At 73.6% G+C, this 26,248-nt stretch carries 25 protein-coding genes and 1 riboswitch; of the genes, 12 read left to right on the top strand and 13 right to left on the bottom strand.

The features are described 5' to 3' along the window. Positions 1–99: 99 nt before the first annotated feature. Positions 100–606 (bottom strand): GNAT family N-acetyltransferase, encoded by a 507-nt coding sequence (locus ACO4JP_RS15800; RefSeq protein ID WP_425954933.1) that lies wholly within the window; start codon positions 604–606, stop codon positions 100–102. A gap of 58 nt (positions 607–664) precedes the next feature. On the opposite strand from ACO4JP_RS15800, the gene purU reads away from it, so the two are divergent. Continuing rightward, complete coding sequence (gene purU, locus ACO4JP_RS15805; RefSeq protein WP_425954934.1) at positions 665–1,528, top strand: formyltetrahydrofolate deformylase; 864 nt, start codon at positions 665–667, stop codon at positions 1,526–1,528. Between the two features lie 66 nt (positions 1,529–1,594). On the opposite strand, the gene ACO4JP_RS15810 is transcribed toward purU, so the two are convergent. Together ACO4JP_RS15810 and ACO4JP_RS15815 are read right to left on the bottom strand one after the other, a co-directional pair. After that, the gene (locus ACO4JP_RS15810) at positions 1,595–5,182 is read right to left on the bottom strand and encodes an ATP-binding cassette domain-containing protein (protein ID WP_425954935.1); all 3,588 of its coding nucleotides are present in this window, start codon (positions 5,180–5,182) and stop codon (positions 1,595–1,597) included. Positions 5,183–5,264: 82 nt separating this feature from the next. Continuing rightward, entirely contained in the window at positions 5,265–6,251 is a 987-nt protein-coding gene (locus tag ACO4JP_RS15815; protein ID WP_425954936.1) for a malate dehydrogenase, read from the bottom strand. A gap of 298 nt (positions 6,252–6,549) precedes the next feature. Between ACO4JP_RS15815 and ACO4JP_RS15820 the strand changes: the two genes are divergently transcribed. Both ACO4JP_RS15820 and ACO4JP_RS15825 read left to right on the top strand, forming a co-directional pair. Next, positions 6,550–7,503 carry a glycoside hydrolase family 11 protein gene (locus ACO4JP_RS15820; protein WP_425954937.1) on the top strand — a complete coding sequence of 318 codons (954 nt, stop codon included), beginning with the start codon at positions 6,550–6,552 and terminating at the stop codon, positions 7,501–7,503. 142 nt (positions 7,504–7,645) lie between these two features. After that, positions 7,646–8,650, top strand: a complete 1,005-nt coding sequence (locus tag ACO4JP_RS15825; protein WP_425954938.1) for an MIP/aquaporin family protein — start codon at positions 7,646–7,648, stop codon at positions 8,648–8,650. A gap of 82 nt (positions 8,651–8,732) precedes the next feature. Here ACO4JP_RS15825 and ACO4JP_RS15830 read toward each other — a convergent pair whose 3' ends face one another. Next, a complete protein-coding gene (locus ACO4JP_RS15830; protein WP_425954939.1) occupies positions 8,733–8,972 on the bottom strand; it encodes a DUF3017 domain-containing protein in 240 nt (79 codons plus the stop codon). 147 nt (positions 8,973–9,119) lie between these two features. Here ACO4JP_RS15830 and ACO4JP_RS15835 point away from each other — a divergent pair, with 147 nt between their 5' ends. After that, positions 9,120–10,526 (top strand): NAD(P)/FAD-dependent oxidoreductase, encoded by a 1,407-nt coding sequence (locus ACO4JP_RS15835; RefSeq protein ID WP_425954940.1) that lies wholly within the window; start codon positions 9,120–9,122, stop codon positions 10,524–10,526. Between the two features lie 63 nt (positions 10,527–10,589). On the opposite strand, the gene purH is transcribed toward ACO4JP_RS15835, so the two are convergent. From purH to ACO4JP_RS15855, 4 genes are all read right to left on the bottom strand, one after another. Further along, positions 10,590–12,212 (bottom strand): bifunctional phosphoribosylaminoimidazolecarboxamide formyltransferase/IMP cyclohydrolase, encoded by a 1,623-nt coding sequence (gene purH / locus ACO4JP_RS15840; protein ID WP_425954941.1) that lies wholly within the window; start codon positions 12,210–12,212, stop codon positions 10,590–10,592. Positions 12,213–12,255: 43 nt separating this feature from the next. Further along, a riboswitch (ZMP/ZTP riboswitch) is annotated at positions 12,256–12,363 on the bottom strand. Positions 12,364–12,492: 129 nt separating this feature from the next. Next, positions 12,493–13,137, bottom strand: a complete 645-nt coding sequence (gene purN / locus ACO4JP_RS15845; RefSeq protein ID WP_425954942.1) for a phosphoribosylglycinamide formyltransferase — start codon at positions 13,135–13,137, stop codon at positions 12,493–12,495. A 146-nt stretch (positions 13,138–13,283) separates the two neighbouring features. Continuing rightward, positions 13,284–14,243 carry a TIGR03118 family protein gene (locus ACO4JP_RS15850; protein WP_425954943.1) on the bottom strand — a complete coding sequence of 320 codons (960 nt, stop codon included), beginning with the start codon at positions 14,241–14,243 and terminating at the stop codon, positions 13,284–13,286. 213 nt (positions 14,244–14,456) lie between these two features. After that, positions 14,457–15,674 (bottom strand): DUF6350 family protein, encoded by a 1,218-nt coding sequence (locus tag ACO4JP_RS15855; RefSeq protein ID WP_425954944.1) that lies wholly within the window; start codon positions 15,672–15,674, stop codon positions 14,457–14,459. 146 nt (positions 15,675–15,820) lie between these two features. Here ACO4JP_RS15855 and ACO4JP_RS15860 point away from each other — a divergent pair, with 146 nt between their 5' ends. Together ACO4JP_RS15860 and ACO4JP_RS15865 are read left to right on the top strand one after the other, a co-directional pair. Further along, positions 15,821–16,861, top strand: coding sequence for an alpha/beta fold hydrolase (locus tag ACO4JP_RS15860; protein ID WP_425954945.1), 1,041 nt, complete (start codon positions 15,821–15,823; stop codon positions 16,859–16,861). A 71-nt stretch (positions 16,862–16,932) separates the two neighbouring features. Next, a complete protein-coding gene (locus ACO4JP_RS15865; RefSeq protein WP_425954946.1) occupies positions 16,933–17,340 on the top strand; it encodes a nitroreductase/quinone reductase family protein in 408 nt (135 codons plus the stop codon). Between the two features lie 60 nt (positions 17,341–17,400). On the opposite strand, the gene sucD is transcribed toward ACO4JP_RS15865, so the two are convergent. Further along, positions 17,401–18,297: a succinate--CoA ligase subunit alpha gene (sucD, locus tag ACO4JP_RS15870; protein WP_425954947.1), complete on the bottom strand. Its 897-nt coding sequence runs from the start codon at positions 18,295–18,297 to the stop codon at positions 17,401–17,403. 37 nt (positions 18,298–18,334) lie between these two features. Continuing rightward, complete coding sequence (gene sucC / locus ACO4JP_RS15875) at positions 18,335–19,504, bottom strand: ADP-forming succinate--CoA ligase subunit beta (protein WP_425954948.1); 1,170 nt, start codon at positions 19,502–19,504, stop codon at positions 18,335–18,337. A 197-nt stretch (positions 19,505–19,701) separates the two neighbouring features. Here sucC and ACO4JP_RS15880 point away from each other — a divergent pair, with 197 nt between their 5' ends. Together ACO4JP_RS15880 and ACO4JP_RS15885 are read left to right on the top strand one after the other, a co-directional pair. Beyond that, entirely contained in the window at positions 19,702–19,914 is a 213-nt protein-coding gene (locus ACO4JP_RS15880) for an RNA polymerase subunit sigma-70 (RefSeq protein WP_425954949.1), read from the top strand. Next, positions 19,914–20,468: a Clp protease N-terminal domain-containing protein gene (locus tag ACO4JP_RS15885; protein WP_425954950.1), complete on the top strand. Its 555-nt coding sequence runs from the start codon at positions 19,914–19,916 to the stop codon at positions 20,466–20,468. Before ACO4JP_RS15880 ends, ACO4JP_RS15885 begins: the two co-directional genes overlap by 1 nt. A 155-nt stretch (positions 20,469–20,623) precedes the next feature. On the opposite strand, the gene pcrA is transcribed toward ACO4JP_RS15885, so the two are convergent. Beyond that, positions 20,624–23,209: a DNA helicase PcrA gene (pcrA, locus tag ACO4JP_RS15890; RefSeq protein WP_425954951.1), complete on the bottom strand. Its 2,586-nt coding sequence runs from the start codon at positions 23,207–23,209 to the stop codon at positions 20,624–20,626. 180 nt (positions 23,210–23,389) lie between these two features. Between pcrA and ACO4JP_RS15895 the strand changes: the two genes are divergently transcribed. Further along, positions 23,390–23,728 (top strand): hypothetical protein, encoded by a 339-nt coding sequence (locus tag ACO4JP_RS15895; protein WP_425954952.1) that lies wholly within the window; start codon positions 23,390–23,392, stop codon positions 23,726–23,728. Here ACO4JP_RS15895 and ACO4JP_RS15900 read toward each other — a convergent pair. Continuing rightward, positions 23,721–24,200: a DUF456 domain-containing protein gene (locus tag ACO4JP_RS15900; protein ID WP_425954953.1), complete on the bottom strand. Its 480-nt coding sequence runs from the start codon at positions 24,198–24,200 to the stop codon at positions 23,721–23,723. The two genes, ACO4JP_RS15895 and ACO4JP_RS15900, sit on opposite strands and share 8 nt — an antisense overlap. Before the next feature lie 4 nt (positions 24,201–24,204). Next, positions 24,205–24,576, bottom strand: a complete 372-nt coding sequence (locus ACO4JP_RS15905) for a hypothetical protein (protein WP_425954954.1) — start codon at positions 24,574–24,576, stop codon at positions 24,205–24,207. Between the two features lie 261 nt (positions 24,577–24,837). On the opposite strand from ACO4JP_RS15905, the gene ACO4JP_RS15910 reads away from it, so the two are divergent. Genes ACO4JP_RS15910 through ACO4JP_RS15920 form a run of 3 tightly spaced genes read left to right on the top strand, consistent with a single transcriptional unit; the run spans position 24,838 to position 26,167 of the window. Then, complete coding sequence (locus tag ACO4JP_RS15910; RefSeq protein WP_425954955.1) at positions 24,838–25,011, top strand: hypothetical protein; 174 nt, start codon at positions 24,838–24,840, stop codon at positions 25,009–25,011. Next, positions 25,008–25,943, top strand: coding sequence for a YeiH family protein (locus ACO4JP_RS15915; protein WP_425954956.1), 936 nt, complete (start codon positions 25,008–25,010; stop codon positions 25,941–25,943). The genes ACO4JP_RS15910 and ACO4JP_RS15915 overlap by 4 nt, the downstream gene beginning before the upstream one ends. Beyond that, on the top strand, positions 25,940–26,167 hold the full coding sequence (locus tag ACO4JP_RS15920; protein ID WP_425954957.1) for a hypothetical protein: 228 nt from the start codon (positions 25,940–25,942) through the stop codon (positions 26,165–26,167). Before ACO4JP_RS15915 ends, ACO4JP_RS15920 begins: the two co-directional genes overlap by 4 nt. Positions 26,168–26,248 lie beyond the last annotated feature (81 nt).

A 26,248-nucleotide genomic window follows, 5' to 3' on the forward strand; every position in this document is an offset into this window, starting at 1 on the left:
GGGGCGCACTGCGTACGTGCGAGGGCGCGCGTTCGAGCATTCGTCGAAGTGTTCGAGCGCCCGAGGGCTCGAACACCCCGCGAATGCTCGAACGAGCGTTCAGTCGGCCCTGCGAGCTTCCACCTCGTGGAGGACCCGGCGCAGGTACGTGTACGTCAGCGCGCCCGCGGCGTCGTCGTGGTGCTCCTGGAAGCCGTGCTTCGCGTACATCGACAGGTTCTCCTTCGAGTCCTTGCCGGTGAACGCCCACACCTCCGTGACCTGCTCGGGCAGGTGCTGGACGATGGCGAACAGGAGCGAGGTGCCGATCCCGCGGCCCTGCATGTCGGGCGCGACGGCGAGCCGGCCCAGCGTGGCCTTGTTGTCGTCGAGCTCGACGCGGATCGAGCCCACCAGCCGGTGGCGTTCCCAGGCACCGATCGTCACGACGTCCTCGCGGGCGAGGTCCTCGCGCAGCTCGGCGAGCGTCTGCGTCAGCGGCGGGATGTTCGGGTCGCCGTACAGCTGCGCCTCGGTGACGAACGCGGCGCGGCGCAGCGTGAGCAGCTCCCCGGCGTCGGCGTCCGCGACCAGGGCGATGCGGGTGGCCTCCATGGCGTCGTTCATACATGCATCGAACCAGACGACGACGACGCCGTGCGCACTGTGGCCGTACCGTGTCCTCGTGATCGACGCCAGCAGCTCGCCCACCGAGTGGGTCCTCACCGTCTCCTGCCCCGACGGGCCGGGCATCGTGGCCGCCGTGACCGGGGCGCTCGCCGCGCGCGGGCACAACATCACGGAGTCCCAGCAGTTCGGCGACCCGGCGTCGGGGCTGTTCTTCATGCGCGTGCAGGTGCAGGCGGACGCGACCCGCGAGGAGCTCGTCACCGCCCTGACGCCCGCGTTCGAGGCGTTCGGCATGACGTGGCATCTCGACGTCGTCGGCCGTCGCGTGCGCACGCTGCTCCTGGTGAGCAAGGCCGCGCACTGCCTGGTCGACCTGCTGTACCGCGAGCGGTCGCAGGGCATGCCGATCGACGTCGTGGGGGTCGTCGGCAACCACGACGACCTGCAGGACATCGCCGAGTTCTACGGCAAGCCGTTCCACCACGTCCCCGTCACGGCCGGCACCAAGGCCCAGGCCGAGGACCGCCTGCGCGCGCTCGTCAAGGAGCTCGACGTCGAGCTGGTCGTGCTCGCCCGCTACATGCAGATCCTGTCGGACGAGCTCTGCCGTGACCTCGCCGGTCAGGTCATCAACATCCACCACTCGTTCCTGCCGAGCTTCAAGGGCGCCCGCCCGTACGCCCAGGCGCACGAGCGCGGCGTCAAGCTCATCGGCGCCACCTCGCACTACGTGACCGGCGACCTCGACGAGGGCCCGATCATCGAGCAGGACGTCGAGCGCGTCGACCACTCGCGCGCGGTCTCCGACCTGGTCGCGATCGGCGAGGACGTCGAGCGCCGCACGCTCGCGCGCGCCGTGCGGTGGCACGCGGAGCACCGCGTGCTCCTGAACGGGCGCCGCACGGTCGTCTTCCGCTGAGCCCCGCCGGCGGTTGAGCCTGTCGAGACCTGCGCGGTCTCGACCGGCTCAACCACCGGCTCCCGGTCAGCCCGCCAGGTGCCCCCAGCGCGGCGCGAGATCGCGCCACGGGCCGACCTCGGCGACACCGCCGTCGACGAGCACCACCACGCGGTCGGCCCGCGCCAGCGCCGCCTGCTTCGAGGTCGAGCCGAGCACCGTCGTCCCGCGCGAGCGCAGCGACTCCCACAGCTCGATCTCCGTCGCGGCGTCGAGCGCGGACGACACGTCGTCGGCCAGGAGCACCTCGGCGTCGGCCGCCAGCGCCCGCGCGAGCGCGAGGCGCTGCACCTGCCCGCCGGAGAGCCGCACGCCGCGATGCCCGACGAGCGCGTCGGGCCCGCCGGCGTCGGCGACGTCGCTGGCCATCCGCGCCGCCTCGAGCGGCCCGACGACGTCGCGCGCGTGGTCGAGCCGCACGTTGTCCGCGAAGGTACCCGAGAGCACGCGCGGCACCTGCGCGACGTGCGCGACCCGGCCCGGCCGCAGGAACTCCTGCGCGTCCCCGACCGGAGCGCCGTTCCAGCGGACGGTCCCGGTGTGCGACACGAGCCCCGCGAGCGCCGCGAGCAGGCTCGACTTGCCCGAGCCGACCCGGCCCAGCAGCAGCACGAGCTCGCCGCGCCGCACGGCGAGGTCGACGCCCGCGACGCCGATGGTGCCGTCGTCGTGCAGGGCCGTGACGCCCTGCAGCTCGAGGCTCTCGAGCGGGTCGCGCGCCCCGGCCGCGGGGGTCGGGGCCGTGCCCGCGACCAGGTCGACGCCGTCGGGCAGCGCGCACAGGTCGGCGCCGTCGGCGAACCGGCTCGTGGCACGCTGCCACGCGCGCGTGCCGGGTGCCTCGGTGACGACGGCGCCCGCGACCGTGCCGAACCAGCCGAAGCCGGTGACGGCGTTGGCGACGAGCAGCGTCGTGGCCAGGTCCCATGAGTGGTGCAGCAGCGCGAACCAGGCGGCGACGACGCCGACCTGGATCATGACGTTCGGCACGCCGTCGAGCACGGCCTGGACGCGGTGCTCGAAGATCGCGGCGTCGACGCGGCCGGCGTCGACGTCGCGGAGGTGCCCGCGGACCTGCGGCGTGCGCGCGGCCAGCTTGACGGTGCGAGCGGCGTCGAGCGTCGAGACCAGCGCGCGGCCGAAGCGGGCCCGGGCGGCCGAGGACTGCGCCGCCGAGCGGCCGGCGACGGGCCGGCCCAGTGCCGACGCGGCGGCCGGCACGACCATGACGGCGAGCAGCACCGCGCCCGCCTGCCACGACCAGCCGAGCAGCGCGGTGACGGCCACGATGACCAGGCCGTTCGTGAAGTCGACCCAGCGGTCGGCGTACCGCACGAAGCGGTCGGCGTCCATGGACCGCGCGACGATCTCCCCCGGCGGGGTGGCCGGCAGCCGGTGCTGCTTCGTCTGCCCGGCCATCACGGCCATCCGGACGCGCAGGAGCACCTCGATCCACCAGCGCGGGTATACGTAGATGGCCCACGCCAGGCACAGGGGCGCGGCGACGAGCAGCACCGTCATCGCGACGAGCAGCCAGGTGGTGCCGACGCCGGTGCGCAGCGCCTCGACGACGTGGCCCCACAGGAAGCCGGTCGCCGCACCCTGCGCCGAGATCAGGCTCGCGACCAGGAACATCCCGGCGCCGACCAGGCCCCAGCGCGGCATGACGCGGAGCTGGTTCACGACGCCGCGCGCCAGGCTCAGCCCGTCGCCGGGCTGGCGGAGCGCGGGCGGCGGTCCGGTCCGGCGGCGGGCGCCGACGCCGGCGCCCCCGTCGACCTCGGCGTCGGCCGCGGCATCGGCTGCCTCCGCGGCGCCCGCGCCGACCGGCACCTCGTCCACCTCGGCCGGGTCGCCGTCGAGCAGGCCCGAGGCGCCCGCCTCGAGCAGCGACCGGAACCGGCCGGGCTCCTGGGCGAGCTGCTCGCGCGGGCCCTGCTGGACAACGTGGCCGTGGTCCAGCACCGCGACCAGCTCGGCCCGCTCGATGGTCGAGAGCCGGTGCGCGACGAGCACGCCCGTGCGCCCGCGCAGCAGCCGCTCGGACGCGGCGACGACGCGCGACTCGGTGAGCGGGTCCATGCGCGCGGTCGCCTCGTCGAGCACGACCACCTGCACGTCCCGGACCAGCAGCCGCGCGAACGCGACGAGCTGCTCCTCGCCCGCGGACAGGCGGGTGCCGCCCGGTCCGAGCAACGTCTCGAGGCCGTCCGGCAGCCCGGCCACCCAGTCCTCGAGGCCGAGGTCGCGCACGGCCCGCTCGACCACGCCGGGGACGGCGTCGGCGAAAAGCGTGACGTTCTGTCTCAGGGTGCCGGCGAGCAGCTCCGTGCGCTGCGTGACGACGCCGACGGCGGCGCGCAGCTTCTGGAGGTCGAGGTCCCGGACGTCGGCGCCGCCGAGCAGGACCGTGCCGGGCGGCGGCTCGACCGCGCGCGACAGCACCGAGGCGAGCGTCGACTTGCCCGACCCCGTGCGCCCGACGAGCGCGACCGTGTGCCCCGCCGGAACGTGCAGGGTGACGTCGCGGAGCGCGAACGCCCCCTCCTCGTACGCAAAGTGCAGGTCGCGGACCTCGAGGTCCAGCGGGCCGGCCGGGACGTCGGCGCCGCCCGTCGGCTCGGGCTCGACGGCGAGCATCTGCCGCAGGCGCGTGATGGCGCCGAGACCCTCCTGGATGTCGGGCAGGTGGTGCACCAGGTTGTCGACCTGCCCCACGAACCGGGCGGTGACCAGGAACAACGTGACGAGCTGGGCGACCGAGAGATCGCCGGCGGAGGTGAGCGCCACCCCGACGACGGCGACCGCGGCCAGCATCCCGTGCAGGATCAGGCCCGAGACGCGCAGCAGCCCGTACTCGACGTCGAGCACGTGCTTGAACCGCCGGTGCACCACCGCGGACAGCTCGGCGAGGCGCCGTACCGCAAAGCTCCGCCCGAGGCTGGTGCGCAGGTCGTCGCGCGCAGCGACGGCCTCCTCGAAGGCGGCGGCGTGGTCGGTCCAGGCCTTCTCCTCCTCGACCTTGCGGCGGGCGATCTCGCCCAGCCGTGGCCGCGCCACCCACCAGATGGCGCCAGCGAGCACGGGGAACACGAACCAGGCCGGCCACCAGGTCACGCCCGCGACGATCCACATGGGCACCACGCCGGCGAGCGTGCGCCCCGCGGCCCACAGCTGCCGGCGCACCAGCGTGCCGACGGCGTGCGTGTCGTCGTCGACCCGGTCGAGGATCTCGCCGGCGGCCTGCTCGCCGAGCGCGGCGAGCGGCTGGCGCAGCGCGGCCGTGAGCAGGTCGCCGCGCAGGCGTCCCTCGGCGCGGTCGACGACGCCGGCCCAGGCCACGAGGCCCGCGTTGTCCAGCAGCGCACCTCCGATCATGCACACGGCGAGCACGATCAGCGTCGTCGCCGCCGGCGACTCGGCCATCTGGCCGGCCGCGACGGTGCCGAGCGTCTGCCCGATCGCCCCGACGGTCAGCCCGACGAGCGCGAGCACGGCGACGACGCTCTGCAGGCGCCTCCAGTCGAGGCGGCGGGACGGGTCGTCGGCGGCGCTCGCGGGTGCCGGGGCCGCAGTGGGCAGACCGGTGCCGGGGCCGAGGGTCGTGGTGGACATCCCCATGACCCTAAGCCGGGGCACCGACGTCAGGCCCCTGCTTTTCTATCGACCTGTCGGAGACGCGGCGCCGGGCGGACGCTCAGATCAGCCCGAGCGCCTGGACCGCCTCTCGTTCCTCGACCAGCTCGGCCACGGATGCGTCGATCCGCTCCCGCGAGAACGGGTCGAGCTCGAGCCCCTCCACGACCGTCCAGCCCTTGCCGTCGCTCGTGACGGGGAAGGAGCACATCAGCCCGTCGGGGACGCCGTAGTGGCCCGCCGACCACACTCCGGCGCTCGTCCAGTCGCCCGCCGGCGTGCCGATGAACCAGTCGCGGACGTGGTCGATCGCGGCGTCGGCGGCGGACGCCTGCGACGACGCCCCCCGCACCTCGATGATCTTCGCGCCACGCTGAGCCACGGTCGGGATGAAGTCCTCGGCAAGCCAGGCGGTGTCGGCGGCCAGCTCGGCGCCCGGGCGCCCGGCCACGACGCTGTGGAACACGTCCGGGTACTGGGTGGCCGAGTGGTTGCCCCAGATCGACATCCGGCGCACCTCGGAGACGTGGACGCCGGCGTGCCGCGCGAGCTGGGACAGCGCGCGGTTGTGGTCGAGCCGGGTCATCGCCGAGAAGCGCTCCTTGGGCACGTCGGGCGCGTTGGAGGCCGCGATGAGCGCGTTGGTGTTCGCCGGGTTCCCGACGACGAGCACGCGTACGTCGTCGGCCGCGACGTCGTTGATGGCGCGGCCCTGGGGGGCGAAGATCGCGCCGTTGGCGCCGAGCAGGTCGGCTCGCTCCATGCCCTTGCCGCGCGGGCGGGCGCCGACGAGGAGCGCGACGTTGGCGCCGTCGAACGCCACGCGCGGGTCGGCGGTGATCTCGATGTCGGCCAGCAGGGGAAAGGCGCAGTCGTCGAGCTCCATGGCAACGCCCTCGGCGACACGCAGGGCCTGGGGGATCTCGAGGAGGCGAAGGCGGACCGGGGTGTCGGCGCCCAGGAGCTGCCCCGCGCCGGTGCGGAACAGCAACGAGTACCCGATCATTCCGGCGGCCCCGGTGACGGTGACGGTGACGGGTGATGTCATACGGGCCACTCTGGCCCACCCGGCTGCGGGAAGCGAGGGTTGGCCGCTCGCCGCTCCGTCGTTTCGCCGAGGAGCCCCCCGCGGGAATGTGACCTAGATTACGTTCATCGGTTGACTTAAACCCGGGTCCCTTGCACACTGGCGAGGCGGAAGCCGCACCGCACTCCTGCACCGCCAGCACCACCTGATCCATCTCAGATCACCGCGTACTGCCACAAGGGAGTGACTCAGCATGTCGAAATCGATTTCCACGGCACTGACGCCGCGGACCGCACGGGGACGACTCGCCCAGGCCATCGTGGCCGCGGGCGCCACCGCAGCCCTCCTCGTCGCCGCACTGGTGACGGCACAGCCCGCCGCGGCGGCCGTCACGACAAACCAGACGGGCACCAACAACGGGTACTTCTACTCGTTCTGGACCGACTCGCAGAACACCGTGTCCATGACGCTGGGCTCGGGCGGCAACTACTCGACCCAGTGGAGCAACACCGGCAACTTCGTCGCCGGCAAGGGCTGGTCCACCGGCTCGGCCCGCACCATCACCTACTCGGGCACGTTCAACCCGTCGGGCAACGCGTACCTCTCCGTCTACGGCTGGTCGCACAACCCGCTGGTCGAGTACTACATCGTCGACAGCTGGGGCACCTACCGCCCCACCGGCACCTTGATGGGCACCGTCACCAGCGACGGCGGCACCTACGACATCTACAAGACGACCCGCACCAACGCGCCGTCGATCGAGGGCGACAACAAGACGTTCTCGCAGTACTGGAGCGTCCGGCAGTCCAAGCGCGTCGGCGGCACCATCACGGTGGCCAACCACTTCAACGCCTGGGCTTCGAAGGGCATGAACCTGGGCTCGCAGGACTACCAGATCCTGGCCACCGAGGGCTACCAGTCGTCCGGAAGCTCGAACATCACGATCGGCTCGACGGGCGGCGGCTCGACGCCGACCCCGACGCCGACGCAGACGACGCCGCCGCCGTCGGGCGGCTGCACCGTGAGCGTCACCAAGGGCAGCGAGTGGACCGACCGGTTCAACGTGAACCTCTCGGTCAGCGGCTCGTCCAGCTGGAAGGTCTCCATCAAGCTGGCCTCCGGGCAGACGCTCCAGAGCTCCTGGTCCGCAAGCGTCTCCGGGACCTCCGGGACGCTGACCGCGATCCCGAACGGCTCAGGCAACAGCTTCGGGATCACGGTCTACAAGAACGGCAGCACCACGATGCCGACGGCGACCTGCTCGACCAGCTGACCGGTCGCCACTGACAGGCTCGGGCCGGGAGGCGCATGCGGCGCACCTCCCGGCCCGAGACCGGGCCCGGCCGCGGCGGATTTGTCCAGCGAAGGGCGGTACGGTGCCCCAGACAGCACAGGACGAGAACTCAAGGAATCTCATGTCCCAGGACTACGCCGCTCATACCGGCGTCACCGCCCCGGCCGACACCGTCGTCGAGGCCACGGCTCTCTACCCCCTCTTCACCCGCTTGGCCGCCGAGGCCTTCGGCACCTTCATCCTGGTGCTCGGCATCATCGCCACCGGCGCGTTCGCCGCGGTGAACCAGAACGCGACCCTCTTCGTCGCCCTCGTCGGCGGCGCCCTCGTGGCGGCCGGCATGACCGCCGTCGGCCACGTCTCCGGCGGCCACTTCAACCCGGCCATCACGTTCGGCACGGCGCTGGCCGGCCGCACCGCGTGGAAGGACGTGCTGCCTTACTGGCTCGCGCAGTTCGTCGGCGCGGCGGTGGCCGCCGTCGTCGTGTGGGCACTCATTCCCGCGCCGTACGCCAGCCTGCTGGGCCTTTCCGGCCGCGGCGACGTGCTCGCCCGCACCGGCAACGGCTGGGGCGCGCACTCGCCGCTCTCGACCGTCTCGCAGGGCCAGGGCGAGTTCACGCTCGTGCACGCGCTGCTCATCGAGGTCATCATCGCGGCCGTGCTCGTGGGCATCTGGCTTGCCGTCACGAGCAAGCGCTCGCGGTTCACCTACCCCGGCGCGGTCATCGGCCTGACGCTGGGCGCCCTCTACATCGTCTCGTGGCCCATCACCAACGGCTCGTTCAGCAACCCGGCGCGCACGTTCGCGTCGGCGCTGTTCTCGGGCGACAGCTCGCTCTGGAAGCACTCCTGGCTGTTCCTCGTCGGGCCGCTGGTCGGCGCCGCCCTGGCCGCCCTGTGCTACCGCGCGTTCGCGCCCGCCACCGTCGTCGTCGGCGAGGAGGCCCTCGACGAGCTCGAGGAGACCTACGCCGTCGCCCCGGTCGCCTACGAGCCCGAGCCCGAGTTCACCCAGGAGTACCCGGTCGACGCCGCGCCCGCGGAGGACGTCGTCGAGGCCGAGGCCCCCGAGGCTCCGGAGGCCCCCAAGGCCCCGCGCAAGCCCGAGGAGCCGCAGGCCTGACGCCTGCCGTTCACGCGCCGCGGCCCCCGTCGTCTCCTCGGAGCGTCGACGGGGGCCGCGGTGCGTCCGGCGGAGGTGGCCGTCAGCCGAGGTAGGGCACGGTCAGCGCGAGGAACGCGATGGCCGCTGCCGTCGCGAAGTACATGAACACGTCGAGACTTTTGCTGCGCACCGCGATCCCCGCGGCGTGCGTGGCGCGCGGCGCGACCGCCCGCCACGTCCCGGCGATGGCGAGCGTCGCGGCGACGGCGAGGGCGCCGAGGCGCGCGCTGACGAGCGCGCCGAGCAGGGCGGCGACCGTCACCCCCACGACCGCGAGCACGAGCGACCGCTTCGGGTCGGGGCCGCGGAGCCTCGGGTGCGCCGGAGGCCGCGACGGCAAGGCCTGACCCGGGAACAGGGGGTGGGGATCCACGTCTGCGAGCCTACCGGCGCCACAGCCCACGCCCGGCCGGATAGCGTGAAGGACGTGCCCCTCCGTCCCGCGCCCCGCCGCTTCCCCGCTCTGCCCGTCGCGCCGGCGCCCGAGCCGCCCCGCAGCGTGATCGTCGTGGGCGCCGGGCTGGCAGGGGCGCAGACGGTCGCCGCGCTGCGCGAGCACGGGTTCGACGGGCGGCTGACTCTGCTGGGCGCCGAGGGCGTGCCGCCCTACGACCGCCCCCCGCTGTCCAAGGAGATGTTCACGCGCCCCGAGCCGGTGTGGCTCAGCGACGACCTCGGCGTCGACGTCGCCAAGCTCGCGGACGACGTGCGGTTCGGCGACTCTGCGGTCGCCCTCGAGACGTCGCCCGAGGCCGTCGCCGTACGCAGCGCGTCCGGAGCCCGTGTCGAGGCGGACGCCGTCGTGCTCGCCATGGGCTCGGCGCCCGTGCGCCCCGCCGGCTGGGAGTCGGCGTGGACGCTCCACACCGCGGACGACGCCGCCCGCCTGCGTGCGGCCCTGCGCCCGGGGCTCCGGCTGGTCGTGGTGGGGGCAGGCTGGATCGGGGCGGAGATCGCGGGCGTCGCGGCCGGGCGGGGGGTGCGGGTCACGGTGGTCGAGGCGGCCGCCACGCCGCTCGAGCGGCAGCTCGGCGCCGCCGTCGGGACGCACCTCGCGCCCTGGTACGAGGCCGCGGGGGTGCGGCTCATCACCGGGTCGTCCGTCGCGCGGGTGCAGCCCGACGGCGTCGTGCTCGAGGACGGCGAGCGCCTGCCCGCGGACGTGGTGCTCGCCGCGGTCGGGGCGCGGCCGGCGTCGGGCTGGCTGGTCGGCACGCTGCCCCTCGACGCGACGGGACGGCTGCGCGTCGACGCGTCCGGTCGCCTGACCGGGCACGCCTCCCCCACCGACCCGGCAGGGCGGCTCGCACCGGCGACGCTCGCGCGCGTGTGGGCCGTCGGCGACGTCGCGGTGCGCGAGCACCCGGTGTTCGGGCCTGTGCCCGGCGGTCACTGGTCGGCCGCGCTGCACGACCCGGAGGTGACGGCGCGCGCGATGCTCGGCCGCGACGCCTCGCCCGCGGACCCGGAGGAGCTGCGCGCCCGGCTGGGGCTGGCGCCGATCCCGCGGCACGCGCCGTACGTGTTCTCGCGGCAGCTCGGGCACGACCTCGCGCTGCTGGGGCTGCCGTCGGCGGCCGACGACGTCGTGCTGCGCGGCGACCCGGCCGCGGGCGGGCCGTGGGCGGCCCTCTACCTGGAGCGGGCTCTCGACCGGCACCCGTTGACGACGCCTGAGGGCCACCCGGTGGCGACGGTGCGCGCGGTGCTCCTGGTGGACACCCCGCGCGAGGTGGGCGCGGTCCGCCGCCTGATGAACGGCGGTGCGCCGCTCCGGGTCGACCTGCCCCGCGCGCTGGACCCGACGGCTCGCCTCCGCGACGCGACGCTCTGACGCCGCGGCCCGCGAGGGAGAGAAGCAGACCGCTTCCCTCCCTCGCGGGCGGCTGGGTCAGGGTCAGTGCGCGAAGTGGCGGGTGCCCGTCAGGTACATCGTGATGCCCGCCGCCGCCGCGGCTGCGACGACCTCTTCGTCGCGGATCGAGCCGCCCGGCTGGACCACCGCGCGCACGCCCGCATCGAGGAGCACCTGCAGGCCGTCCGCGAACGGGAAGAACGCGTCCGACGCCGCCACCGCCCCGCGGGCGCGCTCCTGCCCGTCGGCGAGGGTGTTGGCCCGCTCCACCGCGAGGCGGCACGAGTCGACACGGTTGACCTGGCCCATGCCGATGCCGACGGCGGCGCCGTCCGAGGCGAGGAGGATCGCGTTCGACTTCGCGGCGCGCACGGCCTTCCACGCGAAGTCGAGGTCCGCGAGGGTCGCCTCGTCGGCGGCCTCACCGGCGGCGAGCGTCCACGTGGCCGCGTCGTCGCCCTCGGCCTGGAACGTGTCCCGCGCCTGGACGAGGATGCCGCCGCTGATGGGCCGCACCTCCGTCTGCGCCTCCTGGCCGGGCGCCTCGGCGACGAGGATGCGCAGGTTCTTCTTGCGCGCGAGCACCTCGACGGCGCCGTCCTCGTAGCCCGGAGCCACGATCACCTCGGTAAAGATCTCCGAGACCTTCTCGGCCATGGCCACCGAGACCGGGCGGTTCGCTGCGATGACACCGCCGTAGGCGCTCACCGGGTCGGTGGCGTGCGCCCGGCGGTGGGCCTCGGCGATGTCGGCCCCGACGGCGATGCCGCAGGGGTTCGCGTGCTTGATGATCGCGACCGCGGGCTCGGTGAAGTCGTAGGCCGCGCGACGGGCCGCGTCGGTGTCGACGTAGTTGTTGTACGACATCTCCTTGCCGTGCAGCTGCTCGGCCGCAGCCAGCCCCGCGCCGCGCCCGTCCGCGTACAGCGCCGCGTCCTGGTGCGGGTTCTCGCCGTAGCGCAGCACCGCGGACTTGGTCCACGCACCGCCGGTGAACGCCGGCCAGCCGTCCTCCGACGGGACGTACTGGTTCGCGAACCAGTTCGCGACGGTGACGTCGTACTCCGCGGTGTGCGCGAACGCCGCCGCCGCGAGCGCCTTGCGCTGCGCGAAGGTGAAGCCGCCGGACTTCACGGCCGCGACGACGTCGTCGTACCGCGCCGGGTCGACGACGACGGCGACCGACGGGTGGTTCTTCGCGGCGGCGCGCACCATCGAGGGGCCGCCGATGTCGATCTGCTCGACCATCGTGTCGTCGTCCGCGCCCGTGGCGAGCGTCGCGGCGAACGGGTACAGGTTCACCACGACGAGCTCGAACGGGGCGATGTCGAGCTCGTCGAGCTGGCGCAGGTGCTCGGCCTTGCGCGAGTCGGCCAGGATGCCGGCGTGCACGCGCGGGTGCAGCGTCTTGACGCGACCCTCGAGGCACTCGGGGAAGCCGGTGAGGTCCTCGACGCGCGTGACGGGCAGGCCCGCGTCGGCGACCGTCGAGGCGGTCGAGCCGGTGGAGACGAGCTCCACGCCGGCCGCGTGCAGCGCGGTGGCGAGCTCGACCAGGCCGGTCTTGTCGAAGACGCTCAGGAGCGCGCGCTTGATCGGGCGCTGCGAGTCGTCGGCGAGCTGGACGTCGGGGGCGGTGGCGTGGACCTTGTCGGTGGCGGACATCGAGGTCTCCTCGGGTCGTTCGGGCGGTCAGCGATCGAAAGACCCCGGGCGCCCAGGCGGGCGGCGCACAGAGGTGACGGCACCCGAGGGTGTGAGGGGTGCCCGGCCGCTCCCCGGTGGTGACCCACCTTCGCCAGTCACGGCCGAGGGGCAGTCTATCCGCGGGCGCCCGACGCCGACCGCGTCTTGTCCGTCACGTCCGACCGCGCTGCCGCCCCCGCCGCCCCCGCTACCGTGTCGATGAGCGCGGATGAGCAGAAGTGCGCTGCCCAGCGACGAGCTAGCCCCCGATGGTGGCGCGGCCCTGCTCCACGGTCAGGCCCTCGCGGGCGATGCGCCCCACCGTCTCCACGAGCAGGGCGCGCTCCGCGACCTTGATGCGCTCGTGCAGGGTCGCCTCGTCGTCGGCGTCCAGCACGGGCACCGCGACCTGCGCCAGGATCGGGCCCGTGTCGACGCCCGCGTCGACGACGTGCACAGTGCAGCCGGTGACCTTCACGCCGTGCGCGAGGGCGTCGCGCACGCCGTGCGCTCCGGGGAAGGACGGCAGCAGTGCCGGGTGCGTGTTGACCACCCGGCCGGGGAACCGGTCGAGGAAGCCGGGCGCGAGGATCCGCATGAACCCGGCCAGCACCACGAGGTCGGGCCGGAACACCGCGACCGCCTCGGTGATGCCCCGGTTCCACGCCGCGCGGTCCTCGAAGTCCGCGGGGTCGACGACGGCGGACGCGACGCCGGCGTCACGCGCCAGGTCGAGCGCCCCGGCGGCCGGCTTGTCGGTCACCAGCCCGACGACGCGGGCCCCGAACGCGGGGGCGTCGTGCGCCGCGAGCAGCGCGGCGAGGTTGGAGCCTCCGCCCGAGGCGAGGACGACGAGGCGAGCGGCAGGGTTCGAGTCGACGGCGTGGCCGGAGGGGGTCTGCACGGGAGCCCAGCGTAGCCGCGCGCCGCACTGGTCCGGATCTCCGTGGCCCGCCTCGACAGGAGGAACCCCTGGTCGCCTGGGTGGCGGCCAGGGGTTCGGTGCGGCGTCAGCTCACGCTGCGCCGCGTGTGGCCTGCCGTGGGGGCGTCACTTGACGGCAGGTCGCAGGTAGCCGAGCAGCCCGTGCTGCTCGTCGTCGGGCCCCGCGGTGAACAGCACGGAGTTCGTGCCGCCCGCGACGGAGTAGCCCGGAGTCAGACCCCAGAGACCGTCGATCGACAGAACCCGGCCGTGGCGGTCGCGCAGGGCGCCCAGCATGGCGCCGGTCCGCAGGTCGAACGCGTGGATGCGCCCGTTGCCGAAGTTGCCGACCAGGAGCTTGCCGGCGAGCTTGCCGAACGACGCGGGTGCGATGGCCATGCCCCAGGGCGAGTTGAGCACGCCGTGGGTAGCGAAGCGGTCGACGAACCTGCCGCTCGTGGTGAAGACGTCGATGAACCCGTGGCCGGGGCCGGCGACGTCGTCCTCGCGGTTGGCGTCCTGCTTGGCGTATGTCACGAAGACCTTGCCGTTGAACTCGGCGACGTTGAAGGGTGCGTAGCCCTTCGGCAGGAACCGGTCGTGGAATGCGTGCGTGGTGTGCACGCGGTTGAACGACGTGTCGAACACGTCGATCCGGTTGTCGTGGAAGTTCGCCGCGAGCAGCCTCGGTCCATAGGACCCCTGCACCAGTGCCAGGCCCTTGTAGATCGCGCCCTTGACGTGTGCGACCAGGACGGCGGAGGCCCCGCCGTTCCACGCGGACAGGTCACCGTCCTCGCCGGCGAAGATGAACCGCGCCGGCATGCCGGTGCCGGGCACGATGAACGACGTCCCGCCGTTGAAGACCTGACCCGTCGGGGCGCCGCCGCCGGGGATCGCGACGCGAACGGCCGTCACCTTGGTGACGGGAGCCGGTGGCTGGTCGGTCCGGTAGAGCGTCGACAGGTCGGTGCCGTTGTCGGAGACCCACAGGGGGGTCGTGGGGCCGTGGGACATGCCCCACGGGTTGACGAGGTCCGGGTCGGTGAGCGCTGCCACCCCGGGCTGGTCGGAGACCAGGTTCACCTGCTGGAACCTGCCTAGTCCTGTGCCGTTCGCCGACGCGGTCCCTGCGACCGCTCCGACCAACGCCACCGCCAGCGCGAGACCGACGGCGCTTCGCCTTGCACTCATGTCACACACGCCTCCTCGATGTCAGGGGTCCGCGTGTCGGGCCCCCTTCTGTCGACGGGGCCGGCGGCGTCCCGGTTCACCGAAGGCGCGTCCCGGTTTCCAGGTTCAGCGGCGGGCCGCGTACCGCCACGGGCGCGTGTGCGCGGTGAGCACCACGACCGCTCCCCCCACGAGCACCTCGAGCGCCACGACCCCGCCCGTGAGCAGCGGGTCGGCGCCGACGACGGCGAGGCGGCCCGCGCCGGCCGCTCCCCCGGCCCACAGCTGCAGCACGGCAGCGCCCAGGCCCGCGGCGCCGGCGAGCCCGCCGAGCACCCAGGCGACGTCGGGCCACTGGACGAGCGCCGGCTCGAGCCGGCGCCACGCGAACCACCCACCGGCGGCACCGCAGAGCACCACGACGGCCGGCACCCAGAGCGAGCGGCCCCCGGTCCAGTCCGGGCCGGGGAGCGCGCCGAGCAGCGGCAGCGCCGGCAGCGGACCGTCGACGACGGCCCGCGGCGAGAACGTCGTGCCCTGGCCGACGGCGAAGCCCGGCCCGGCGACCCACGCGGAGGCCCACACGACGAGGTTCGGCACGAGCGCGAGCTGGGACACGGCCAGCACCACGCCCCCGATCCAGCCGGGGGCGAGCGAGCTCAGCACGTCGTCGGCCGTGGCGCGGCCCGCGACGAGCCAGACGGCCACGAGCGCGGCGCTGAGCCCGGTGAGCAGCGCGAGCGACGCGAACCCCGCGCGCAGGCCGAGCCGCAGGACTGGCGGCAGCACGCCGAGCAGCCGCTCGGCGACCTCGCCGAGGCGCGGCGCCTCAGGCTGCGCGAGCACCCCGACCACCATGCCGCCACCCCCGACGACGACGGCCCCGATCGCCGCGAGCGCCAGCCCGGCGCCCCGGACGCCACCGGCGGCCGACGCAGCGACCACGACCAGGAGGTAAGTGACGGTGCCGGACACGACCGCCGCCGGTGCCGGGATCGCCGACCGCTTCGCGCTGACGTACGTCGTGAACAGCGCGAGGGCGCCGATGCCGAGGGGCACGATCGTGATCGTGGCGCCCGCGGTGGCGACCGGCACGCCGTGACCGAGCAGCCACAGGCCGCCGGCCACGCGGGACGCCGCGCCCCACGGCACCCGCTCGGCACCGGCGTCGGGCGCCCCGAGCAGGGCGACGACGGCGAGCAGGATCACGACGGCGAAGCTCAGCACCACGCCCTGCGCGACCGCCCAGACACCGGACATGGCGGGGGCGACGCGGGCGCCGCGTGCGTCGACGGCTTCGGACGTGCCTTCGACGGTTCGCGGTGTCGACCGGGTAGAGCTCACCCGGACATGGTGGCCCAGCCCGGGGCCGCGTCGCCGTCTCCCACACCGGCGGCATCACGACGACGGCGCCCGCCCCCGGGCGCGGGCCGGCGGCGGCACGGCCCTGATGCGCTCCCCGCGGCGGCCCGCTGGGCCAGGATGGGCGGGTGGAGACGGACGCGGTCGAGGTGCGGTACGCGCGCACGACGGACGGAGTCGACGTCGCGTACCAGGTGGTCGGCGCCGGGCCTGTCGTGGTGTGGCTGCCCTCGCTCAGCCACGTGCGCCTGCAGTGGCGGGTCCCCGCGCTGCGCCGCGCGTACGAGCACCTCGCTCGCCACGTGACGCTCGTGCTGTACGACGCGCGTGGCACCGGCAGCTCCGACCGGCGGGCCGGCCCCGAGGACCTCGCGCTCGACGCCCAGCTGCGCGACCTCGAGGCCGTGCTCGACGCCGTCGGCCCGTGCCGGGCGCACCTCTTCGGCTACTACCACTCGGTGGCCGCGGCGCTTGCGTTCGCCGCGGCGCACCCCGAGCGCGTGGGGCACCTGCTGCTGTTCGGCGGCGCCGCAAGGATGCGCGACGCCATGGGGCCCGCGCAGACGCAGGCGCTGCTCTCGCTGGTCGGCCAGGACTGGGACCTCTTCGCCGACACGGCCGCGCGCACCTGGCTCGGCTGGGACGCCGGCGAGAACGGGCCGCGCGTCGCCGACGTGTTCCGGGCGGCGACGACGCCCGCGTTCGCCGCCCAGTTCTTCGCCGCCGCCGCACGGCTGGACGTCAGCGACGTGCTGCCGCGCGTCGTCGCCCCGGCACTGGTGCTGCACCGCCAGGGCGCGGCCCAGATCCCCGCCGACGTGTCGCGCGGGCTCGCGGCCCGGCTCCCCCACGGCCGGTTCCTCGAGCTGCCCGGCGCCACCCCGACGATCTTCCTCGAGGAGTCGGCCGGTGACCTCGAGCTCGTGACCCGCTGGTTCGTCGACGGCGAGGTGACCGCACCGGCGCCCGCGCGCGACGGCGCGCTGACGCCCCGCGAGGGCGACGTGCTGCGGCTGCTGGCGGCCGGCGACTCCAACGCCCAGATCGCGCGCGCCCTGGGGATCGCCGAGCACACGGTCGAGCGCCACGCAGCGAACCTGTACCGGAAGATCGGAGCGCGCGGCCGCGCGGACGCGACCGCCTGGGCCATCCGTCACGGGCGGGCCTGACGGGTTTCCGTCAGCCGTTCCCCCGGATCTCGGGGAAGCGCCGCGGCCCGGCGGCGCGGGACCGTGACCGTATGACGACGTCGATCAACGCCGGCCCGCCGCGCAGCGGCTCCTGGCGGCTCGCCCGCGCGACCGCTCCTCTGAGCAGGGTCGCCGCCGGGAGGCGGCTCTTCCCGATCTGGGCGGTGGTGCACCACCGCGGCCGCAAGACGGGCCGCGAGCTCGCCGTGCCCGTCGCGGTCATGCACACGCCCGACGCTTTCGTGGTGGTGCTCCCGTGGGGGCCGGGCACCAACTGGGTGCGCAACGTGCTCGCCGCGGGCTCCGCCACGGTGACGTGGACGGGCCGGGACCACGCAGTCGACGCGCCACGCGTCCTCGACCGGGCCGGCGCCCGGCCGTACTTCGGACGGGCGACGTGGTGGGCGGTCGAGCACCTGTTCGGGGCGGAGTCGTTCCTGCTGCTGCACCGCGCGTGAGACGGCGACGGCGCCCGCCCCGTGCGTGCGCGGGGCGGGCGCCGTCGGACAAGCGGGGTGTCAGAGGCTCGCGAGGACCTCGCGCATGAGGGCGGCCGTCTCCGACGGGGTCTTGCCGACCTTCACGCCCACTGCCTCCAGGGCCTCCTTCTTGGCGGCCGCGGTGCCCGCCGAGCCCGAGACGATGGCGCCGGCGTGGCCCATCGTCTTGCCCTCGGGGGCGGTGAAGCCCGCGACGTAGCCGACGACCGGCTTGGTCACGTGCTCCTTGATGTAGAGCGCCGCGCGCTCCTCGGCGTCGCCGCCGATCTCGCCGATCATGACGATCGCCTGGGTCTCCGGGTCGTTCTCGAAGGCCTCGAGCGCGTCGATGTGCGTGGTGCCGACGATGGGGTCGCCGCCGATGCCGATGGCCGTCGAGAACCCGAGGTCGCGCAGCTCGTACATCATCTGGTAGGTCAGCGTGCCCGACTTCGACACGAGGCCGATCGGGCCCTTGCCCGTGATCGTGTGCGGCGTGATGCCGGCCAGCGACTCGCCCGGCGTGATGATGCCGGGGCAGTTCGGGCCGATCATGCGCGTGCTCTTGCCCTGCAGGTAGGCCCAGACCTCGGCCGTGTCCTGCACCGGGACGCCCTCCGTGATGACCACGATGAGCGGCATCTCGGCGTCGACGGCCTCGATCGCGGCGTCCTTGGTGAACGCCGGCGGCACGAACAGCACCGAGACGTCGGCACCGGTCTCGGCCATGGCCTCCTTGACCGTGCCGAACACGGGCAGGGTGACGTCGTTGCCCTCGTGGTCCTTGTGCTGCACGGTGGTGCCGGCCTTGCGGGCGTTGACGCCGCCGACGATCTGCGCGCCCGAGTCGAGCATGAGGGCGGTGTGCTTGGCACCCATGCCGCCCGTGATGCCCTGGACGATGATCTTCGAGTCCTTGTTCAGGTAGATCGACATTGTTCTTTCGTCTCTGTTCTCTGCGGTCCGCGGGCGGTCAGGCGTTGGCCAGCTCGGCGGCCTTCTCGGCGCCGCCGTCCATCGTCTCGGCGAGGGTGACGAGCGGGTGGTTCGCCTCGCGCAGGATCGCGCGGCCGAGCTCGACGTTGTTGCCGTCCAGGCGCACGACGAGCGGCTTCGTCTCCTCGTCGCCGAGGATCTCGAGCGCGCCGACGATGCCCTTGGCGACCTCGTCGCACGCGGTGATGCCGCCGAAGACGTTGACGAACACAGACTTGACCTGCGGGTCGTTGAGGATGACGTCCAGGCCGTTGGCCATGACCTGGGCGTTGGCGCCGCCGCCGATGTCCAGGAAGTTGGCGGGCTTCACGCCGCCGTGCCGCTCGCCGGCGTAGGCGACGACGTCGAGCGTGCTCATGACGAGGCCCGCGCCGTTGCCGATGATGCCGACCTCGCCGTCGAGCTTCACGTAGTTGAGGCCGCTGGCCTTGGCCTTCGCCTCGAGCGGGTCGGACTCCGCCTTGTCCTCGAGCGCCTCGTGGTCCGGGTGGCGCACCTCGGAGGCGTTGTCGTCGAGAGTGACCTTGCCGTCGAGCGCGATGATCGCGCCGTCCTCGGTGCGGACCAGCGGGTTGACCTCGACGAGCGTGGCGTCCTCGGCCTTGAAGACCGTCCAGAGCTGCTGGATCACCGCGGCGACCTGGGCCTGCAGCTCCTCGGGGAAGCGGGCGGCCGTGACGATCTCGGCGGCCTTGGCCTCGTCGATGCCCACGATCGGGTCGACCGCGACGCGCGCCAGCGCCTCCGGACGCTCGACGGCGAGCTGCTCGATCTCCATGCCGCCCTCGACCGAGCACATGGCCAGGTAGGAGCGGTTCGAGCGGTCCAGCAGCACGGAGAAGTAGAACTCGTCGGCGATCTTGGCGCCCTGGGCCACCATCACGCGGTGGACCGTGTGGCCCTTGATGTCCATGCCGAGGATCTCGGCGGCCTTCTCGGCGGCCTCCTGCGGCGAGTGCGCGAGCTTGACGCCGCCGGCCTTGCCGCGGCCACCCGTCTTGACCTGCGCCTTGACGACGACGGTCCCCCCGCCGAGCTGCTGCGCCGCGGCCTCGGCCTCGTCCGGCGTCGTCGCGACGACGCCCCCGAGCACGGGCACGCCGTGCTTCTCGAAGATGTCGCGCGCCTGGTATTCGAACAGGTCCACCGTGCTGCGTCCTTCCCTCGGTTGAGCCCCGGTGCCCGTGGTCCGGCGAGGCCTGCCTGGCGATGTCTCGACGTCAAGACATCCGCCCCAGAGTAGCCCGGCGGCAGAAGTCCGAAGAACCCCGCACCTGCGACGTGACGCACACCACGCCGTCAACCAGGGTTGACAAACCAAGGAGCGTCAACCAAGGTTGACACATGGCCAGTGAACAGACCCTCGCCGCCTCGGCGGCGAGCGACGACCCCCACCGGGGCCTGCGCGCGGTCCGTGCGCTCCGCGAGCTCGCCGACCGCCTCGAGACGCTCCAGGTCGAGCGCGCCCGGAGCCTCGGGTGGTCGTGGCAGGAGATCGCGGACGAGCTCGGCGTCAGCAAGCAGGCCGTCCACAAGAAGTTCGGCAGGAGGATCTGATGTTCGAGAGGTTCAGCAAGGAAGCCCGCGCGGCGGTCATCGAGGCCCAGTTCGTCGCACGCTCGGTCCCCACCCGCTCCATCGACTCACGGCACGTGCTCGTCGCGCTCGCCGAGGCCGACGGCGGCCCGGGCCGCAGCGCGCTCGACGCTGCGGGGGTCGACGCGGCCGCGCTCGCGCAGACTCTGCGCCGCGACCTCCTCGGTGCAGGGCTCGACGCCGGGGCGCTCGCCGCGGTCGGCATCGACCTCGACGAGGTGCGTCGTACGACCGACGCGACGTTCGGGGAGGGCTCGTTCGACCGCGCCTCCGCCCGCGGCCAGAACGACCGCAAGCACATCCCGTTCACGCCCGACGCGAAGAAGTCGCTCGAGCTCGCGCTGCGCGAGGCGGTCCGTCTCGGCTCGGCCGGCATCGACTCCGGTCACCTGCTGCTCGGCATCCTGCGCGGCGGCTCCCCCGCCGCGAAGGCGCTGCAGTCGGCGCTCGCGCAGGCCGGGTCCGACGACGCCGCGCTGCGCGCCGCCGTCGAGCGCGGGCGGGGCGCGGCCTGAGACGGCCGACGAGCGGCCGGTGAGCGTCCCGGAACGCTCCGCCACGACGCCGCGGGGCGTGACGTTCCGGGCCGCTCGACCCACCGGCCGGAGGGCGGCGGCGGGCGGTGAGCCGCCACGACCCCGGGTCGGCGGAGCGCACCCGGACGGGGCGGCTACAGCTTGGTGACCGGCGAGTAGCGCAGCAGCAGCCGCTTGGTGCCGTCGGAGCCGAAGTCGATCTTGGCGACGGCGTTCGCGCCGACGCCCTCGAGCGAGACCACGGTGCCCAAGCCGTAGGCATCGTGCGTGACGCGGTCGCCCACGGAGAGCGACGGGATGTCGACGTCCTTGCGCGGGGTCGCGGAGCCGAACCGCGCGCCCGTGGTCTCGGCCGAGCCGTTCTTCGGCCGGCCGAGGCGGCTGGGACCGTACGACTCGCCCGACCTCGACTCGCCCGACCTCGACGCGCCCGCCCGGCGGCTCTCGCCCCAGGACGAGCCGCCGCGCGAGCCCCACGCCGAGCCGCCCCCGCGTAGGTACTGCGTCGACGACTCGCGCCGCCGCCAGTCCCACAGCTCCTCGGGGATGTCGCCGAGGAACCGCGACGGTGGCATCTCGTTGGCCATGCCCCAGGCCGAGCGCATGCCGGCGCGCGAGACGTACAGTCGCTCGCGCGCCCGCGTGAGCCCCACGTACGCGAGCCGGCGCTCCTCGGCCAGCTCGGCGTCGTCGTGCAGGGAGCGCATGTGCGGGAAGGTGCCGTCCTCCATGCCGGTGAGGAAGACGACGGGGAACTCCAGGCCCTTGGCGGTGTGGAGCGTCATGAGCGTGACGACGCCCTGGTCCACCTTGGGCTCCGCCTCGGCCTCGCCGTCCGCCACGTCCTCGTCGGGGATCTGGTCGGAGTCGGCCACGAGCGAGACCCGCTCGAGGAAGTCGACGAGCGTGCCCTCCGGGTCGGTCTCCGAGAACTCGGTCGCGACGGCGTGCAGCTCGGCGAGGTTCTCCACGCGGGACGCGTCCTGCGGGTCGTCGGAGGCCCGCAGCTCCGCGAGGTAACCCGTGCGGTCGAGCACCGCCCCGAGGATCACGGACGGCGGCTCGCCCGCCTCGGCGGTCGCCCGCAGGTCACCCATGAGGTCGCGGAAGCCGCGCAGCGGGTTGAGCGTGCGCGTGCTCATGCCGGGCACGTCCTCCGCGCGCTCCACGGCCGCGCCGAACGAGATGCGCTCGCGCTCGGCGAAGGCTGCCAGCAGCGACTCGGCCTTGTCTCCCAGCCCGCGTTTCGGGACGTTGAGCACGCGGCGCAGGTTGACGTCGTCGTCGGGGTTGGCCAGCGCGCGCAGGTAGGCGATGGCGTCCTTGATCTCACGGCGCTCGTAGAAGCGCGTGCCGCCCACCACCTTGTACGGGAGGCCGACGCGGACCAGCACCTCCTCGAGCGAGCGAGACTGCGCGTTGGTCCGGTAGAAGATCGCGACGTCGCCGGGCCGCACGTCGTCGGAGTCCCCGAGGCGGTCGATCTCCTCGGCGACGAACCGGGCCTCCTGGTGTTCGTCGTCGGCCACGTAGCCCACGATCTGGGCGCCCGCACCCGATGCCGTCCACAGCCGCTTCGGCTTGCGGTCGGCGTTGCGGGAGATGACCGCGTTGGCCGCGGTGAGGATGTTCTGCGTCGAGCGGTAGTTCTGCTCGAGCAGGATCGTCGTGGCGTCCGGGTAGTCGTGCTCGAACTCCTGGATGTTGCGGATCGTGGCGCCGCGGAACGCGTAGATCGACTGGTCGGCGTCGCCCACGACGGTGAGCTCGCCGGGTTCGAGGTCGTCGTCCCCGCCCACCCCTGTGAGCTCACGCACCAGCATGTACTGCGCGTGGTTCGTGTCCTGGTACTCGTCCACGAGCACGTGCCGGAACCGGCGCCGGTAGTGCTCCGCCACCGCGGGGAAGCGCTGCAGCAGGTGGACGGTCGTCATGATGATGTCGTCGAAGTCGAGCGCGCTGGCCTGCTGGAGGCGGGCCTGGTAGCGGGCGTAGACGTCGGCGAGGATCGGGTCCTTCTCGCCCTGCTCGGCGTAGTCGTCCGGGGTGACGAGCTCGTTCTTGAGGTCGCTGATGCGGTTCGCGAGCCCGCGCGCCGGGTACTTCTTCGGGTCCAGGTTGAGCTCGCGCGTCACCAGCGTGACCAGCCGCTGGGAGTCCGCGGCGTCGTAGATCGAGAAGCTCGACCGCAGACCGACCACCTTGTACTCGCGGCGCAGGATGCGCACGCACGCGGAGTGGAACGTGGAGACCCACATGCGAGACGCCGCCGGGCCCACCAGGTGCTCGACCCGCTCCCGCATCTCCGCGGCGGCCTTGTTGGTGAACGTGATCGCGAGGATCTCCCCCGCTCGCGCGCGCCCCGTCGCCAGCAGGTAGGCGATGCGGTGCGTCAGCACGCGCGTCTTGCCCGAGCCGGCGCCCGCGACGATCAGCAGCGGCGCCCCGTGGTGCACGACGGCGGCCCGCTGCTGTGGGTTCAGCCCCTCGAGCAGCTCGTCGGGGTCGAGGTGCGCGAACGGTCCACGGCGGGGGGCGACGTCGTCGGGACCGCCGGGCTCGACCGCGGACGCGGCGTCGCGCACCCAGTCCGGCGCGCCGGCGGTGTCGCCCTCCTTCCACGCGTCCCAGCGCGGGGCGGTCGAGGGCAGGCGCGAGGTGTCGCCGGTGGCGGCGGCGCCGAAGCCGGGCAGGGGCAGGTGATCGAAGAGAGAGGTCATCGCGTGACCAAGCCTAGGCGGCTGCGCTGACACGCGGGGCCGGCGGAGCGGCCGCGCACGGGCCGGCGTCGTGGTTCGGGCACGACGGCCGGCTCTCGGCGGGAACCAGCACCGAAGCACACCCTCTGCCAGAGCGGCTCCCACCCCGCGGCGGCAGCGATACGGCGTTACCGTCGGGCCATGGCTGAAGTCGTGGTGGAGCTGGCCTCGCTGGTCGCGCAGGCGGGGGCGAAGGTCGCGTTCGGGGAGAAGGTCGACGTCGACGGGGCGACGCTGGTGCCCGTCGCGCTCGCCATCTACGGGGTCGGCGGAGGGCAGGGTCCGGCAGGGTCGGACGACGCCGGGCCCCTCGGCAGCGGCGGGGGTGGCGGCTCGCTCTCCGTGCCGCTCGGCGCGTACGTCGGCCGGGAGGGGACGGTGCGGTTCGTCCCCAACGTCGTCGCGCTGCTCTTCGTGAGCATCCCGCTGACGATCGTCGCGGGGCGCGCGCTGGCGAGGATCGCGCGCGCGCTCAGGTGAGGTAGAGCCCGACCAGCCAGATCGCGGTCGCCAGCAGGCCGCCCGCGAGCTGGACCAGGATCGTGATGCCTGTCGCCTGGAGCGCCGCGACGCTCGCTCGCCAGGCCGCCGCCGCGTCGCGCCGGCGCAGCAGCTCCGCCAGGAACACGGCCCCCACGAAGAACAGCACGAGCCCGACCACCGGGACCACGAAGAACCCGACCACGCCGGCGGCCCCGCCCCACACGAGCGTGGACCACGGGACGTCGGCGCGTCGCAGGTGCCGGCCGGCCAGCAGCCACTGCCCGAGCTCGGCCACCACGATGACGACGGCGGCCGCGGTGAACATCCACCACGCGCCGCCGCCGGTGGCCCAGGCCCACACACCGATCGCACCCAGCACGAGCACGTTGCCGGGCAGGACCTGGACGACGATGCCGCCCAGGCCGACGAGGATCGCGAGCCCGACGAGTACCTCACCGAGCACGCTCATGCGGTCAGTGCCAGAACACGGCCACGGCGATGTTGACGATCGTCAGAGCGCCGATCGCGTGCTTGACGCCAGGCGCGACGGCGCCGGTGCCGTTGTCCCCCTTGGTGCCTTGGCGCCGGGCGACGAACGCGAGCACCGTGATCACGAGCGCGACGACGAGCTTGGTCACGAGCTTGGCCCGGCTGAAGTCGTCCGGCCCTGCCGTCCCGGACTCGATGAGCCCCATCATCACGATGCCGGCGACCAGCGCGGTCGCCGCGCCGTGGAACACGCCGCGGTACAGGCCCGGCGTGCGCAGCGAGGCGAGGTAGCCGCCGAGCACGATCGCCCAGCCGACGAAGTGCAGGAACGCGAACGCGTCAAAGAGGAAGTCCACCGTCGAAGGCTACAGGCGGTCTGCCCTGGTGGCTCTGATCAGCGTCGTCGCGCTGTGTTCCACGATGTGGACGACGTCGGGCGGGTCTGGCGTCGGGGACGGCTTCCCGGCACCTTGTGCTCCATGCAGCGCACGTGCGTCCGCCCCGCCCAGGAGACCTGTCCCTAGGGCGGCGTCCGCATGCACCCCGGAAGTGGGGAGCGGTGCCGGCCGTCGCCCGCCCCGCTGCTCGAACCCCACCACCCGGAAGAGGTCTCCCCCTTGTCAACGCCTGCTGCCCGCGACGCCGAACCCACCGGCGCCGTCCCCGAGGCCACGGTCGCCACCGCCCGCCGGATCCACCTGTCGGAGGACTGGGCCGCCACCGTCGTCGGGCTCGCGCTCGTCGCGCTCGGCCTGCTGTCCCTGCTGCCCGAGGGGCTGGTGGCCCGATGAGCACGCCCGTCTCCGCGCCCGTCGCGGCGAAGACCCCGCGCCCGGCGTCCCTCGAGGAGTCGGTCGTCCAGACCGAGTCCCGTCCCGGCCCCGTCTACGCCGTCGTCGGCCTCGTCGTCCTGCTCGGGCTGGCGTGGCTGGCCCGCACGCTCGCGACCGACGTGCCCCTCTGGCTCGCCGACACGCCGCTCCACGGCGTGGCCGCCGCGGTCGAATACCCCGTCTACGCCATCGCGCTCGGCCTGCTCGGCAACCTGGTGCTCTCGCTGGCCGGGGTGCGCGACAAGCTCGCCACCGCGTTCCGCACCGAGCTGTTCATCAAGCTCGGCCTGGTGCTGCTCGGCGCCACCATCAACTTCGCGACCATCGCCAAGGCCGGCGGGCCCGGCATCCTCCAGGCCGTCCTGCTCATCACGCTGGTGTTCGCGTTCACCTGGTGGCTGGGCGGGCGCCTGGGCGTCGACGACAAGCTGCGCGCCCTGCTGTCGTCGGCCGTCTCGATCTGCGGGGTGAGCGCCGCGATCAGCGCGGCGGGTGCCGTGCAGGCCAAGAAGGAGCAGCTCGCCTACGCCGCGAGCCTCGTCATCCTCTTCGCGCTCCCGTCGATCTTCGTCCTGCCCACCCTGGCGGACGCGCTGAACCTGTCGCCGGCCGTGGCCGGCGCGTGGATCGGCGGCAACATCGACACGACGGCGGCGGTGACGGCGTCGGCCGCCATCGCGGGCGACGACGTGCTGCAGGTCGCCGCCATCGTCAAGAGCTCGCAGAACGTGCTGATCGGCGTCGTGGCGTTCCTGCTCACCGCGTACTTCGCCTTCAAGGTCGAGCGCACGGAGGGCGCGGCGGCGCCCAGTGCCTCGGAGCTGTGGACGCGGTTCCCGAAGTTCGTGCTCGGTTCGTCGCCGCCTCGCTCGTCGCGACGCTCTACGTGAGCAACGTGGGCGCGGACGCCTCGGCGCAGAACCTGGCGATCCTCAAGGCGGTCAGCACGATCTTCTTCATCATCGCGTTCGTATCGATCGGGCTGGAGTTCCGGCTCTCGGGCGTCCGTGAGGCGGGCTGGCGCCCGCTCGTCGTGTTCGGCTCGGCGGCGGTGTTCAACCTGGTCGTGGGCCTGGCGCTGGCGAGCGTGCTGTTCGCGCACGTCAGGCTGTAGCGCGAGTGCCGGGCCCCTCGCACGAGGGGCCCGGCGCCGTGCCCACCTCACGGGACGCGACGTCCACCATTCGGACATACA

Origin of the sequence: Xylanimonas sp. McL0601 (genome assembly GCF_049852175.1) — a bacterium.
In the GTDB taxonomy this organism is placed as follows: Bacteria; Actinomycetota; Actinomycetes; order Actinomycetales; family Cellulomonadaceae; genus Xylanimonas.

Bases quoted from the DNA above. Each gene is read 5' to 3' on its own strand.
- sucD (WP_425954947.1), bottom strand. From the start codon at position 18,297: ATGTCGATCTACCTGAACAAGGACTCGAAGATCATCGTCCAGGGCATC.
- ACO4JP_RS15865 (WP_425954946.1), top strand. From the start codon at position 16,933: ATGACGACGTCGATCAACGCCGGCCCGCCGCGCAGCGGCTCCTGGCGG.
- purH (WP_425954941.1), bottom strand. From the start codon at position 12,212: ATGTCCGCCACCGACAAGGTCCACGCCACCGCCCCCGACGTCCAGCTC.
- ACO4JP_RS15880 (WP_425954949.1), top strand. From the start codon at position 19,702: ATGGCCAGTGAACAGACCCTCGCCGCCTCGGCGGCGAGCGACGACCCC.
- ACO4JP_RS15885 (WP_425954950.1), top strand. From the start codon at position 19,914: ATGTTCGAGAGGTTCAGCAAGGAAGCCCGCGCGGCGGTCATCGAGGCC.
- ACO4JP_RS15915 (WP_425954956.1), top strand. From the start codon at position 25,008: ATGAGCACGCCCGTCTCCGCGCCCGTCGCGGCGAAGACCCCGCGCCCG.
- ACO4JP_RS15810 (WP_425954935.1), bottom strand. From the start codon at position 5,182: ATGTCCACCACGACCCTCGGCCCCGGCACCGGTCTGCCCACTGCGGCC.
- ACO4JP_RS15800 (WP_425954933.1), bottom strand. From the start codon at position 606: ATGAACGACGCCATGGAGGCCACCCGCATCGCCCTGGTCGCGGACGCC.
- ACO4JP_RS15815 (WP_425954936.1), bottom strand. From the start codon at position 6,251: ATGACATCACCCGTCACCGTCACCGTCACCGGGGCCGCCGGAATGATC.
- ACO4JP_RS15895 (WP_425954952.1), top strand. From the start codon at position 23,390: ATGGCTGAAGTCGTGGTGGAGCTGGCCTCGCTGGTCGCGCAGGCGGGG.
- pcrA (WP_425954951.1), bottom strand. From the start codon at position 23,209: ATGACCTCTCTCTTCGATCACCTGCCCCTGCCCGGCTTCGGCGCCGCC.
- ACO4JP_RS15900 (WP_425954953.1), bottom strand. From the start codon at position 24,200: ATGAGCGTGCTCGGTGAGGTACTCGTCGGGCTCGCGATCCTCGTCGGC.
- ACO4JP_RS15825 (WP_425954938.1), top strand. From the start codon at position 7,646: ATGTCCCAGGACTACGCCGCTCATACCGGCGTCACCGCCCCGGCCGAC.